Genomic DNA, 13,502 nt, shown 5'->3' with positions numbered 1-13,502 from the left:
GCCGAAGAGATGTCGGCAAGTCGCTCTTTTGCGTCTGGGTGGAAAGCCGGGAGAAGTGGAGGCTTTGGTGCGAACCCCAAGCGCACAGGGATTTGCCGGGAGGTTCGCACCAAAAAATATCCGCATATTGCCGGGGAAAAGGAGAAGACGGCGGACAGAGAAGATTGATTTGACATGGTTTTGTGAAAAGAGGTATAGTAGAAGTGCAGATTGACGCAGGTTTTTGTGCCAATTTGCTGTCGCACCCCACGCGGGTGCGTGGATTGAAATGGATACTCCTCCAACGGCATCAACGGACCATATGAGGTCGCACCCCACGCGGGTGCGTGGATTGAAATGATCACTACTCGCTGGCGGTGAAGTTGCACCTGGGTCGCACCCCACGCGGGTGCGTGGATTGAAATCTTCCCGTATCGGACAATGGTGTCCTCCGAAAAGTCGCACCCCACGCGGGTGCGTGGATTGAAATTCCACACGGTGGAGCAGAGGGACGGAGACGTGACGTCGCACCCCACGCGGGTGCGTGGATTGAAATTCGACGCGCCCGCTCGTTCTTCCCGGTGGTGAGGTCGCACCCCACGCGGGTGCGTGGATTGAAATTTGGCCCCGCCGACTATGACGTTAACGCTCCTTGGTCGCACCCCACGCGGGTGCGTGGATTGAAATTCAATACGGTTGGATGTCGTCCACCAGTAAGGGGTCGCACCCCACGCGGGTGCGTGGATTGAAATGTCTGCACTACTGCCCCACTGACCTGAAATGCGAGTCGCACCCCACGCGGGTGCGTGGATTGAAATTCGCAACAAGAGGGTTTTGCCTCGAAAGGACTATGTCGCACCCCACGCGGGTGCGTGGATTGAAATGACAAGCATAGGGTACACCCGTGCTGAGGCAGAGTCGCACCCCACGCGGGTGCGTGGATTGAAATGTATTGAGCCAGCTCAAACAGCGCCCGCAGCTTTGTCGCACCCCACGCGGGTGCGTGGATTGAAATTTGGGCCTCCTCTTTTGCGGCTTTCTGGGCCTCCTGTCGCACCCCACGCGGGTGCGTGGATTGAAATCTGCTCCCGCCGCCCACGCAAGCCTTGCCAGGGTGTCGCACCCCACGCGGGTGCGTGGATTGAAATTTTGAGCAGTTGCAGGGCATAAAGAACAACGGCCGTCGCACCCCACGCGGGTGCGTGGATTGAAATTCAAAATCGGCGTCGGTCATGGTGACATATTGGTCGGTCGCACCCCACGCGGGTGCGTGAATTAGAATTCCTCGAACTGCCATGTCGTCAGCTCGGAGGATGTAGCTGCATCCCGTTTGGGTGCGCGTGACAATAGCAAATTATCCCCATGTAACTGCCCGTTTTCCTCCATCCCTAAAAAAGAGAGCCTCTAGGTATTCCCCGGAGGCTCTCTTTTTCACTCTATGCCCTCTAAAAGGCAGTTATCCCTCTCCGCCATTCTGTTTTCGGGTGCGGTGGATGAGATAGATGGCGGACAGCAGCAAGCTAACCCCCAGCAGGAGGAGCGCTGCCAAGTCCCAAGAACAGGCGGCGTGGACGGCGCAGAAAACGGCCGCAGCCGCCAAAGTGGTGAGGACAGCAAAATCACAAGTTTTCACGGGTTCTTTCCTCCTCTCTATCCAGTTGGCGCTTGCGCGCCAGGAGATAGGCCAGGGCGATTGCCGTCAGCGCCAGCGCGAGCCAGTGCACCCAGCAATCTGCCGGCTGCCGGTGGCCGCGGCCACCCGGTTCGCCGGTATAGGGCCCATTGCCGGCAGAACTTTGCCCGCTGTCGGTGCCGTCGGAGACGATGTCGCCTCCCTCCACCTGCCGCTCGGTGAGGTTGTAGGTAAAGGCGAGAGAGGAGGAGTTGCCGTACTCGTCGACGACCCGATAGAGGATGAGGCAGGAACCGGGCCGGTCGGTGGCAAAGCCCTGGTCGGTGATGTCCCGCCCATCTTGGTAGAGGGCAACGCTCTCTTTCAGGTGGGTCCCGGTGCCCGGGGCGATCTGGTACTGCCCCCGCATCCAGTCCAGCGCCTCCTGGGCGGAGAGGGTCCCGCCAAAGGCGGGGGGATAGGCCACCAGTTCGGTGATGCCATCCTGATAGCTGCGGTGGACGGTGGCGTCGGGATCCACCGCCTCCTCCGGCTCGGGCAGGAGGCGCTCCGGGTCGGCCGGCTCAATGACTGGCGAGTCGTACCGCTCCACATACTCGTAGGTCAGCTCCAAGGTGGTGGAGTTCCCCTGGACGTCGGTTACGGTGTAGACCCCCACGCAGGAGCCGGGGACGGTGGATGGCAGGCTGTCTGGCGTCATGGTGAAGGAGACTTCCCCCGGGCCGAAGCTGTAGCGCTCCTCAATGATTTGCCGCAATTTTTCCGGGGTGAGGGTTCCGCCGAACTGGGGTGGGTCGGTGATGGGGACGACGATCTTGTCCTGATAGGTGTGGTGGATGAGGCCGTCCCTGTCCACCTCTTCCTCTGGGCCCTGGGGCGGCCGCTCCGGGTCGACGGAGTCGATGGCGGGGGGCTCCACCCGCTCCTTGAAGATGTAGGTCAGCTCCAGGGTGGTGGAGTTGCCGTCCCGGTCGGTGACCGTGTAGGTGATGAGACAGGAACCCGGCGCGGCGGAGGAGATCTCCACCACCGGGTGGCCGCCCTGCTCCATTGTCAGGGCGTGGCCCACCAGGCTGGCGCTGCCGGCGGCAAAGTCGTAGTGGTCGCGGAGGTAGCCCAGGGCGTCGCCGAGGGTGAAGTGGCCGCCGTAGGCGGGAGGATCGGAGATGAGTTCGACGACTGTGTCGGTGTAGCGGTGGTGGACGGTGTTGTCGGGGGCGACGGTCTCCTCCGGCCCCTGGGGCGGGCGATCGGGGTCGTCGGGGAGGATGGCCGGGGGCTCTGGCTTCTCGATGAAGGTGTAGGTCAACTCCAGGGTGGTGGAGTTGCCGTCCCTGTCGGTGACGGTGTAGCGCCCCAGGCAGGAGCCGGGGACGGTGCTGGGCAGCCCGGCAGCGGAGATGTCGGCCCCGTTTTGGGTCATGGCATAGGTGACGGTGCCCGCGCCGAAGGCATAGCGCCCCTCGATGACGGCCTTCAGGTCGTCCGCCGTGAGGGTGCCGCCAAAGGCGGGCGGGTCGGTGATGATCTGGACGATCTGCTCCCGGTAGGTCTGGTGGACCAGGCCGCCCTTGTCCACCTCTTCCTCGGGCTCCGGCATGGGGGTGTCCGGATCCACCGGGTCGATGGCGGGGGGCTCCACCCGCTCCTTGAAGGTGTAGGTCAGTTCAAGAGTGGCGGTGTTGCCGTCTCCGTCTGCCACTGTGTAGGTGATGAGACAGGAGCCGGGGGTGGAAGAGTCAAGGCCGGTGGCGGAGATGTCCACCCCGTTTTGGGTCATGGTGGAGGACTCGCCCAGGGTGCTGCCCGTCTGGGCGGCAAAGGTGTAGTGGCCCTTGATGTAGGCCAGGGCGTCTGCCGCGGTAAAGGTCCCGCCGTAAGCCGGCGGGTCGGAGATGAGCTCCACCACCTGGGCGGTGTAGCGGTGGTGCACCCGGTTCTCCTGGGGGCCGACGGTCTCCTCCGGCCCCACAAGGGGGTCGTCCGGCTCGTTCGGCTCAACGGTGGGGGGCAGGGGCTTGTCGATGAAGGAGTAGGTGAGGTTCAGGGTGGCGGTGTTGCCGTCCTGGTCGGTGATTCGATAGACGGCCTGGCAGGAGCCGGGGGTAGAGGAGTCAAGGCCGGTGGCGGAGATGTCCGCCCCGCTTTGGGTCATGGACACCAGCTGCCCGGAGAGGGCCCCCGAGTGGGAGGTGAACTGATAGCGGCCCTCGATGATGGATTGCAGGTCGCTGCCGGTGAGGGCGCCACCGTAGGCGGGCGGGTCGGAGATGATCTCCTCGATGGTGTCGGTGTAGACGGCGTGGACGAGGCCCGCTCCGTCGACAGAGGTGGTGGGACCCTGGGGGCTGTGGTGGTTCGGCTCGTCCTTCACCTCTATTTCGGGCGGGTCGTTGACGGTGATGGGGAGGCTGGCGGTCGAGGGGTTGCCCGCTGCGTCCACCGCCCGGTAGACCCCGTTTTGGGTGGGGGTGAAGGTCTGGGAGGCGGAGCCGTTGCCGGAGGAACTGAGAGAAAAGGTCTTGGCGGTCTCCCAGGCCCCGGTTTTAGGGTCCTGCCGCTCCAACTTCCAGACGCCCGAGAGGCTGTCTGTTGCGGTGAGGGTGTTGCCAGAGGCTGTCAGGGTGGGCGGAGTACCATCGATTTTCACCGTGTCGTTGACGGTGGAGGAGAGCTTGCCGTTTGCCGTGTTGACGGCCTGGTAGGTGAGGGGGATGCCGGAGGTCTCTGCCGTGTAGCTTTTGACCGCGTCGCCCCGTTGCAGGGTGGCTTCCACTGCGTTCCCCTTTTTGATGTGAAACTGGTCGAAGGTGCCCTCGTAAAAGACGAGGTCCACCTGAGAATTGTTCCAGCCGTTTTCGTTGGCCGGGGTGCGGGTGTAGTGGTAGTCGGTGCTGGGGACGGGCTGGGGCTGGCTGGGGTCGGGGGTGGCGTCCGGGTCTTCAGGCACCAGGGGGATGGCGGGGACCAGTTCGGCCTTGGAGTAGCGGTGGGACTGGAAGAAGTCGTCGGCAATGGTCTGGCCCACGGTGACCGCTGCCCCGGTGGGGTTGACGATCTTCGCCTTGTAGGTGATGGTGTTGTCCCCCGCGCCGGTCATCTTGAAGGGGATGCCGCTGCCTACGATGTCGGTGCCCCCGTCCACCGTTTGGCCGTTGGCGACGATCTGCTGTCCCTGGGCCTTGGTGAGGGGGACGATGCCCGCGGTGGGGTAGTCCTTGTTCCCCTGCAACAGCTTGAGGGTGCAGGGAATGGCCTGAGAGCCCGCCTTTTTGTTGATGTTTTTGACCTTGGCCTGGACGATGACGGTGTCTCCATTTTTGGGGATTTCTCCGGTGGCAAAGGCAGAGCCGTTTGCCTTGAGCAGCTTGGTCTCCACGAACTCCGGGTAGTAACTGGTATAGGCCGCGGTGGTAAAGGTCCCCCCGGCCTTGGAGCCGGTGGGCACTGCGGCTGTCTTCTCCCAGGTCACCTCCCCTGCAATCAGGAGGTAGAGCTTTTCTACCCCGGGATAAAAATCGTCTACTCGAGAAGAGAGGGTGTAACTGCCATAGGTGAAATAGAGCTTTTTTTCGCTACAGCTGTAGCGCACCGAAAAGGGCCTGCTGCCGCTGAAATAGGTACTCGGCAGGTCTTTGCGATCCACGTAATCGTTTATGACTGGAAGACTGTAATCTGCCCTGTTGATTAAAAGACCCAGTATATCATTTGCCTTGCCTACGCTCAAATAGATGAATCTTTGAGTGTTATTGGCATCTTGTGTCAGACAGATGGCGGCATTGGAGAGAACAGGCAAGGGGGCGTGTATTGAGATGTCAAAGGTGCCAGAAAGCTCCCAATCGGCCTCAAGAGAAATCTCTACTTTGCTTACTAGAGAGCTACTTGCATAATTTAAGGTAGCAACTCCTGGATAGGGGGTATAGGAACTGGTGTCTACCAAAAAGTAGCGGTTACCGAAAATGCCGTGGGTGCTGGGGCTGAAATTGGTGGTGTTCTGCCAGTTGAAAACATCCACCAAGTTGTTTGTCCCAATATAGTCGTCGGTGGAGGCTGCGTGGGCCGTTCCAGCCCCTTGCAGCTGGGGAAAGGAGCCCAGGCAGAGCAGCACGGCCAGACAGAGGCCGAGCCCCCGCCCCCGCTTTCTGGCACTGCCTCTCTTCTGCTTGTACATAAAATCAACTTCCTCTTCTTTTATTTTTTGAAAGGTTGGCGGGCCGCCGTTCAAGCTGCTTCCGCGGACAGAGTCGGACTTTTGAAATCCTGCCCCCACAAATGCGGGCGAAAGGGGGAAAAGACCTTTCCACTGGGGCGGGAAGAGAGTCGCGCTGCCGTCTAAAAGGGGGCTGTCTTTCTGTCAGCGGGAGAGAGGGGAGGCCGGGCCGGTGGAAGGCAAAGTCCCACCATCTTTTATATGAGTACGGAGAAAGGAAAAACAGAACAGCGATTTGACATTTTTCGCGCATTTTTCCAAATTGTATCTACACGACTTTTTCCCTTGCAGAAGGTGCGCTTTTTATAGTAAACTACCCTTTAAAGAGTCGCAAGGGAAACGGAGTGGAAAAAGTTGGAAGAAAAGCGGATGGGACACCGGCAGTTGGAACAGCTCCTCCTGCGGGCGAGGGAGGGGGACGAACAGGCCTTTGCCCAGCTCTACCGCGCCACCTACCGGGCGCAGTGGGTGCAGGCCAGGGCCCTGCTGGGGAGCGATGCCCTGGCGGAGGAGGCGGTGCAGGAGAGCTATCTCTCCCTCTTTCGCCACATGGGGGAGCTGGGCAACCCCAGGGCGCTGGTGGCCTACCTCAACCGCAGCACCTATTTTGCCTGCCAAAATCTGCGCCGGGTGGAGGCGCGGCGGGCCGCCACCGGGGAGGAGCTGCTGGACGCCCTTCCCGATGGGGACCCCCGCACCCTGCCCGAGGCAGTGGCCGACCAGAGGGGGCGGACGGCGGCCCTGTTGGCAGCGCTGGACAAGCTGCCCCAGCGGCAGCGCCAGGCGGTGGTGCTGCGCTACTTTCAGCGCCGGACCCTGCCCCAGATCGCCGCCGTTTTGGGCTGTTCGGAGATGACGGTGAAGCGGGAGCTGGACCGCGCGAGGAAAGCCCTGCGGGGGAATCTGTCCGGCTGGCTGCCCGCTGTCCTGCCCCTGGGAATTGCCCTGCGGCGGGCCGGGGAGCAGCCTGCCCCCTGGCAGCTGGGGGAGGTGCCTCTTCCCGTGGCGGGCGGGGCGGCCGGCCTTGTCCTTGCAGTGACGGCGGGGATAGCCCTACTGCCGCCCCCCCAAATTTTGGAGACAGCCGTCTGGCAAGCAGGGGGCCGGGCCGGTGTCACCGCCCGGGTGGCGGGGGCGGAAACCGCCTGGCTGGAGGACGGCGACGGCAATCGCTACGCCCTGGAGCGAGAGGAGGACGGTTTTTCCCTGCTGCCGGTGAAAAACGGCAGCTACACCCTGCAGGCCGAGGGGGGCAACGGAAGGCGCGTCCAAACGGCCGTGTCGGTGGCCGGGGCCGATGAAGAGCCCCCCGCCTTGGCAGAGGCGTACGGCCAGGCGGGGCTGGTGACGGTGCGGCTGACAGACCCCGCCGGGGTGGACTGGGAGCGCAGCTTCCTGCTGGGGGCGGACGGCGCCCTCTACCGCCCTCTAGAGGCCGAGGGGGAGCGCGCCCGATTCGACCTGCCCAGCGGCAGCTATACCCTGGTTGCCCAGGACCTGTTGGGAAACCGGGGAGAGGGCGAGCTGACCGTCTCACAGTGATGGACAAAAAGAGAGGGAGGGGAAGCCATCCGGCTTCCCCTCCCTCTCTTTTTAAAGGCTTTTATTTGAGAAAGGTCTTGTAGTCCTCGTAATTTTGGCGCAGCAGTTTGGGGGTGTCCAGCCCATAGGGGCAGTGATTGACGCAGTGATTGCAGTGGATGCAGTCGTCGATCTTGGCCATCTTCACCTGCCACTCCTCGCCCAGCCAGGGGGCCGGGGGAGAGCGGCGGAGCATCAGAGACATCCGGGCGGCGTTGGGGATCTCGATCCCCGCCGGGCAGGGCAGGCAGTAGCCACAGCCACGGCAGAAATCCCCTGCCAGTTGCAGCTTGTCCCGCTCGATGAGGGCCTGCAACTCCGCGGTGAGGGCGGGCGGGTTTTCGCCGTAGGCGAGGAACTCTTCCAGTTCGCCCATCCGCTGCACCCCCCAGATGGGGAGGACCCCTTCAAACTGGGTCAAAAAGGCGTAGGCGGCGGCGCTGTTTTGGATGAGCCCGCCCGAGAGGGCCTTCATGGCGATAAAGCCCACGCCGTGTTGGCGGCAGCTCTCCACCAGGGCCAGGTCGTCGGGGGAGGCCAGGTAGCAGAAGGGGAACTGCAGGGTGTCGTAGAGGCCGGACTCCACCGCCTCTCGGGCCACGTGAAGGCGGTGGTTGGTCAGGCCGATGAAGCGGATTTTGCCCTGCTCGCGGGCTTCCAGCATGGCCTCGTAGAGGCCGCTGCCATCCCCCGGCTTGGGGCAGAAGGCGGGGTTGTGAAACTGAAAGAGGTCGATGTAGTCGGTCTGCAGGGCGGCCAGCGAGGCCTCCAGATCCCGCCAGAAACCGGCGGCGTCGGTGGCGGGGGTCTTGGTGGCGAGGACGACCTCCCCCCGCCGGCCGGCGAGGGCGGCCCCCAGCTTTTCCTCGCTGTCGCTGTAGAGGCGGGCGGTGTCGAAGAAGGTGATGCCCCCGTCCAGGGCGCGGCGGACAATGGTCACTGCCTCCTCCTTGGGGATGCGCTGGATGGGCAGAGCGCCAAAGCCGTTTTTGTTGACGGTGAGGCCGGTGCGGCCCAGGGTCACGGTGTTCACAGTCTCTCTCCTCCCTTGTCGGTTGGCGGCAGGTGCCCCTCTAAGAAGGCCAGCAGGTCCTCGTAGACCTCCTGCCGGTTTGTCTCGTTGAACATCTCATGGCGGCCGCCGGGGTAAAGCTGGCAGGTCACCTCTTTCACGCCGGCGTCCTTGAGCCGCCGGGCCACGGCCTTCGGGCCCTCGCCGTAGTCGCCCACCGGGTCCTCCTCCCCCGAGAGGAGGAGGATGGGCAGGTCTTTGGGCACCGACTCGGCCCACTCGGGCACCGAGACCCGGGAGAGGATCTTGAAGAGGTCCAGAAAAGCGCTGGGGGTGAAGAGGAAGGTGCAATAGGGGTCGGCGGCATAGGCGTCCACCACCGCCTCGTCCCGGGAGAGCCAGTCGTAGGGGGTGCGCCCGGCAAAGCGCTTGTTGTAGCCGGCAAAGGCCAGCTTGTTGAGCAGCCGCCCGGGCTTTTGGCCCTGGCCCAGGGCAATCTGCAGCTTGGCCAGCCGCATCCCCCACTTGGCCGCGGGGTTGCCGCCGCTGGTGCCGCTGATGACGGCGGCGGTGAGCTTGGCGCCGTATTTGGCCAAAAAGTCCCGGGCGATGAAGGAACCCATGCTGTGGCCCACCAGAAAGTAGGGCAGGCCGGGGAAGCGGGCCCGCAGCTGCTCGCAGACCACGTTCAAGTTTTCCGTCAGGTAGAGGTGGCCGTTTTTCTCGGCAAAGTAACCCAGCGCCCCCTCCTCGCCGGCGGTCTTGCCGTGGCCCAGGTGGTCGGCCCCGCCGACGGCGTAGCCCCGGTCGGTGAGGAAGCGACAGAGGGGCTCGTAGCGCTCGATGTACTCGCACATGCCGTGGGAGAGCTGCACCACCGCCTTGGGCGCCCCCTCGTCGGGCAGGTAGAGGTAGCAGGCCAGCTGGGTGGGCAGGCCGTAGGATTCCAGGAAAAAGGTCTCTTTTTTCACAGCGATTTCTCCTCCGATCTGTCGACGTGTTCAGATACCCATATCATAGCAATCTTTTCTAAAAACTGCAAACAAATTGCCAAAAAGAGGGCGCAATCGGGAGAAAATCGGCGGGGAGGAGGGGGCGTTACACGTTTAGGTGGGCGTGCATGCCCAACAAGTCGGCGTGCTGGGCCAAAAGGGGGGCCAGCTCCCGCTGCAAAAAGCGGCGGGTCTGGCGGGCGGCGAGGCCGGTGAAGGCAGCGGGGTCGAGGAGGGCTTTTAGCTGGGCCAGGTCCATGCCAAAGGCCGGGTCGGCGGCCACCCGCTCCAACAGGTCGCCGGGGAGGCCCTCCTCCTTGACTCGCTGACCGGCGGCCATGCTGTGCTGGCGCAGCCGCTCGTGCAGGGCCTGCCGGTCACCGCCGGCCTTGACGGCGCGCATCAAAATCTCTTCGCTGGCGAGAAAGGGGAGCTCCTCCTCTACCCGCCGGGCGATGACCTTGGGGTAGACTGTCAGCCCGGCGCAGATGTCCAGCAGGAGCTCGAGGATGCCGTCGCAGGTGAGGAAGAGACCGGCCATAGCCAGCCGCTTGTTGGCCGAGTCGTCGAGGGTGCGCTCGAAGTACTGGCTGGCGGCGGTGAAGAGGGGGTTTTGCAGGGCGGCCATCCCGTAGCGGGCCAGGGCGCAGACCCGCTCGCATTTCATGGGGTTTCTCTTGTAGGGCATGGCCGAGGAGCTCACCTGGCTTTGGCCGAAGGGCTCCTCCACCTCGTGCACGCTCTGGAGCACCCGCAGGTCCCCGGCGAACTTGTAGGCCGACTGGCAGAGCCCCGCCAGGACGGCGGCCACCTGAAAGTCCACTTTGCGAGAGTAGGTCTGTCCACAGACCGACAGGGGCTCGGCAAAGCCGAAGGTCGCGGCCAGTTTTTCCTCCAGGGCGTCCACCTTGGCGGCGTCGCCGTCAAAGAGGGCGAGAAAGCTCTCCTGGGTGCCGGTGGCCCCCTTGGCCCCCCGGAAGGGGAGAGCGGTCAACTGGCGGTCCAGCTCTCGCCAGTCAGCGAGGAAGTCGGCCAGCCAGAGGGTTGCCCGCTTGCCTAGGGTGGTGAGCTGGGCGGGCTGCAGGTGGGTGTAGCCCAGGCAGGGCAGGGACTGGTGGCAGTCGGCAAAGTCCCCCAGCAGGGCGAGGACGTTTAGCAGTTTGCGCCGGAGGAGGGCGAGTCCCTCCCGCATGGTGAGCAGGTCGCCGTTGTCCAGCACAAAGCAGCTGGTGGCCCCCAGATGGAGGATCCCCCTGGCCTTGGGGCAGGCGAGGCCGTAGGCGTAGATGTGGGCCATGACCTCGTGGCGGCAGACCTCCTCCCTGCGGGCGGCGGCCGCAAAGTCGATGGAGTCGGCCTGGCGCTCCAACTCCTCGATCTGCTCGGCAGTGATGGGGAGGCCCAGCTCCCGCTCGGCTTTGGCCAGGGCGATCCAGAGGGCGCGCCAGGTGCGCACCCGGTGCACCTGGGAGAAGAGGCGGCACATTTCCCCGCTGGCGTAGCGGGTGGCCAGCTCGCTCTCGTAGGAGCCGTGTTCCACTACGACCGCCCCCTCTCGATGTACTGCTCCCTCTCCGGGCCCACCGACAGATAGGTGATGGGACAGCCCATCAGCCGTTCGATGAAGTCCACATAGGCGATGGCCTGAGGGGGCAGCTCTTCCAAGCGGCGGCAGTGGCCGATGGGGCGGTTCCAGCCGGGGAGGGCGGTGTAGACCGGCTCGGCCCTGTCCAGCGCGCTGCCCATGGGGAAGTCGGCGGTCTCCCGCCCATCGATGCGGTAGGCAGTGCAGACGGGAATCTCGGCGAGATCGGAGAGGACGTCCAGCTTGGTGAGGGCCAGCTCGTGGGCCCCCTGCACCCGCACCCCGTAGCGGGAGGCCACCGCGTCAAAGGGCCCCACCCGGCGGGGGCGGCCGGTGGCCGCGCCGTACTCGCCGCCGCTCTGGCGCAGCGCGTCCCCCGCCTCTCCCAGGAGCTCGACGGGGAAGGGCCCCTCCCCCACGCAGGTGGAGTAGGCCTTGAGAACCCCGATGACCCGATCCAGCTGTCGCCCGGGAACGCCCGCGCCGATGGGGGCGTAGGCGGCCAGGGTGGAGGAAGACGAAGTGTAGGGGTAGATGCCATAGTCGATATCCCGCAGGGCCCCCAGCTGGGCTTCAAAGAGGATGTCGTCCCCGCGGCGGGCCAGCTCGTCCAGGTAGCGGCCGGTGTCGCAGACAAAGGGGAGCAGGGGCTGGCCGAAGTGCATCAGCCACTCCCACACCGGTTGGGGGGTTAAGGGCGGCGCGCCGTAGACCCCGGTGAAGGTGAGGCTCTTCCACCGCACAATGTCTTGCAGACGGCGGGAGAGGGCGTCGGGATCGGCCAGCTCCCCCATGCGAAGGGCCTTTTTCAGGTATTTGTCGCCATAGACCGGGGCGATTCCCCGGCGGGTGGAGCCGTAGGCGGCGGCGCCCAGGCGCTCTTCCTCCAAAATGTCCTGCTGCCTGTCGTAGGGCGGGCAGATGACCGCCCGGTCGCTGATTTTCAGGTTTTCGGGGGTGACGGCGACCCCGGCCTCCCGCAGTCGGATGATCTCGCCCCAGAGGTGCTCTAGGTCGATGACCATGCCGGGGCCCATGACGTTGACCACCCCTTCCCGCAGAATGCCCGAGGGCAACAGGTTGAAGACAAATCGCCCCCGCTCGTTGACCACCGTGTGACCGGCGTTGTTTCCCCCCTGGTAGCGCACCACCGCTTTGCAGCCGGAGGAGAGCAGGTCCACCATTCGTCCCTTCCCCTCGTCGCCCCAGTTGATTCCCACAATTGCTCGCAGCATCTGGATCCTCCCTTTCTGTTCACCGCCAGTCCCCAGGATCGGGGAACAAAAAAACGGCGTTCGCCGCGCAGGGTGCAGTGACCCGCGGGCGAACGCCGTTGTTCTTACGGTACCATTATAGGGCAGGGGAGGAATTCTGTCAACGGGCAGAAGAGGGTGTTTTTTCCCCATCGGGCTCGGGGACTTCGGGTTCGGGGCGGCGCACCTCCCCCCGCTGGTGCAGGGCGATGAGGGCGACGGAGCAGAGGATCAGGGCGCAGCCGCCCAGCTTGAGGGGGGAGATGCCCTCCCCCAGGAAGAGCAGCCCCATCAGCACGCTGGTGATTGGCTCGAACATGCTGAGGATGGAGGCCAGAGAGGGCCCGGCGTGGCGCAGCCCCAGCTGAAAGAGGGTCATGGCCCCCACGGCCCCCAAGAGGGAGGAGACCGCTGTCAGCGCCCAGCCGGTGGCGGTGAGGGAGAGGGTGAACTGCCCGGTGAGCGCCCCGTAGAGGGCGGAGGCCGGGCCGATGACCAAAGAGAGGTAGAAGGTCAAGAGAAAGGAGTTCAGGTTTTTGAGGCCGCTCTTGTCCATCCAGATGATGTAGAAGGTGTAGAAGGCGCCGGAGGAGAGGGCCAACAGAATGCCGACGAGGCTGCCGCCCGGCTCCATAAAGGTGGCGATGCCGGCGGTGGCCAGCACCAGGGCCACCACCTTGTAGCGGTAGAGCTTTTCCCTTAAAAAGACGACCGAGGCGGCGGTGGTGAGCACCGGGTAGATGAAGTGGAGGGTAGTGGCCATCCCCACGGGGATGTAGTTGTAGGCGATGCCGAGGGTGATGGCAGTGGCGGTGGAGCCCACCAGCCCGCAGACGATCACCGAGACCAGCTGGTGGCGGGTGATCTTGAGGGGGATGCGCAGGGCCAGCAGGATGCACAGCAGCACCGGCAGGGAGAGCAGCCCGCGAAAGCAGGCCGCCATCGAGGCGTTGCTGCCCATGGAATAGGTGAGTTTGCTGAGAACGGGGGTGATGCCGAAGATGACGGCCGAGGCGATGGTGTAGACAATTCCCTTGAAGGTGTTTGGCAAAGGGGGATCCTCCTCACATGCAGATTGCCGCCTGTCCGGCCGCCGGGGAGAGAGGGGAAAATCCCCTCTGCCGCACCCCCGCGACGCCGGTCGAAAACGGGCGGAACACCTGCTATTGTACATGGAAAAACCCGCCAGTGCAATCGGCTGCAGGGGGCGGGGAAAAATTTTGCGGGGGAACAGCCTTTCCTTTCGGCGCATAGACT

Annotated in this window: 8 protein-coding genes and 1 CRISPR repeat array; of the genes, 1 reads left to right on the top strand and 7 read right to left on the bottom strand. The window is 64.1% G+C overall.

Annotated features, from left to right (window positions below):
• Positions 1-238 precede the first annotated feature (238 nt).
• Positions 239-1,261: a CRISPR direct-repeat array (repeat unit 32 nt; unit sequence GTCGCACCCCACGCGGGTGCGTGGATTGAAAT).
• 174 nt (positions 1,262-1,435) lie between these two features.
• Together ACTNAU_RS08825 and ACTNAU_RS08820 are read right to left on the bottom strand one after the other, a co-directional pair.
• Positions 1,436-1,612 carry a hypothetical protein gene (locus ACTNAU_RS08825; RefSeq protein WP_256136439.1) on the bottom strand — a complete coding sequence of 59 codons (177 nt, stop codon included), beginning with the start codon at positions 1,610-1,612 and terminating at the stop codon, positions 1,436-1,438.
• On the bottom strand, positions 1,599-5,258 hold the full coding sequence (locus ACTNAU_RS08820; protein ID WP_441098196.1) for a hypothetical protein: 3,660 nt from the start codon (positions 5,256-5,258) through the stop codon (positions 1,599-1,601). The genes ACTNAU_RS08825 and ACTNAU_RS08820 overlap by 14 nt, the downstream gene beginning before the upstream one ends.
• A 918-nt stretch (positions 5,259-6,176) precedes the next feature.
• Here ACTNAU_RS08820 and ACTNAU_RS08815 point away from each other — a divergent pair.
• Entirely contained in the window at positions 6,177-7,364 is a 1,188-nt protein-coding gene (locus tag ACTNAU_RS08815) for an RNA polymerase sigma factor (protein WP_441098195.1), read from the top strand.
• A 61-nt stretch (positions 7,365-7,425) separates the two neighbouring features.
• Here the strand turns inward: ACTNAU_RS08815 and ACTNAU_RS08810 are convergent, their stop codons facing one another.
• The 5 genes from ACTNAU_RS08810 to ACTNAU_RS08790 all read right to left on the bottom strand — a co-directional run bounded on the left by ACTNAU_RS08810 (position 7,426) and on the right by ACTNAU_RS08790 (position 13,296).
• A complete protein-coding gene (locus tag ACTNAU_RS08810) occupies positions 7,426-8,436 on the bottom strand; it encodes an aldo/keto reductase (RefSeq protein ID WP_441098194.1) in 1,011 nt (336 codons plus the stop codon).
• Positions 8,433-9,386 carry a lysophospholipase gene (locus ACTNAU_RS08805; protein ID WP_441098193.1) on the bottom strand — a complete coding sequence of 318 codons (954 nt, stop codon included), beginning with the start codon at positions 9,384-9,386 and terminating at the stop codon, positions 8,433-8,435. The genes ACTNAU_RS08810 and ACTNAU_RS08805 overlap by 4 nt, the downstream gene beginning before the upstream one ends.
• 127 nt (positions 9,387-9,513) lie before the next feature.
• A complete protein-coding gene (gene purB, locus ACTNAU_RS08800; RefSeq protein ID WP_441098192.1) occupies positions 9,514-10,947 on the bottom strand; it encodes an adenylosuccinate lyase in 1,434 nt (477 codons plus the stop codon).
• Complete coding sequence (locus ACTNAU_RS08795) at positions 10,947-12,227, bottom strand: adenylosuccinate synthase (protein WP_441098191.1); 1,281 nt, start codon at positions 12,225-12,227, stop codon at positions 10,947-10,949. The genes purB and ACTNAU_RS08795 overlap by 1 nt, the downstream gene beginning before the upstream one ends.
• A 139-nt stretch (positions 12,228-12,366) precedes the next feature.
• Positions 12,367-13,296 (bottom strand): DMT family transporter, encoded by a 930-nt coding sequence (locus tag ACTNAU_RS08790; protein WP_441098190.1) that lies wholly within the window; start codon positions 13,294-13,296, stop codon positions 12,367-12,369.
• Positions 13,297-13,502 lie beyond the last annotated feature (206 nt).

Origin of the sequence: Bittarella sp. HCP28S3_D9 (genome assembly GCF_052065655.1) — a bacterium.
Lineage (GTDB): Bacteria > Bacillota > Clostridia > Oscillospirales > Ruminococcaceae > Bittarella > Bittarella massiliensis.
Note: the sequence above shows the minus strand (reverse complement) of the source record. Positions and strands in the feature narration are given on the sequence as shown.

Excerpts from the sequence above, each read along its gene's own strand:
- ACTNAU_RS08795 (WP_441098191.1), bottom strand. The coding sequence starts at position 12,227 with ATGCTGCGAGCAATTGTGGGAATCAACTGGGGCGACGAGGGGAAGGGA.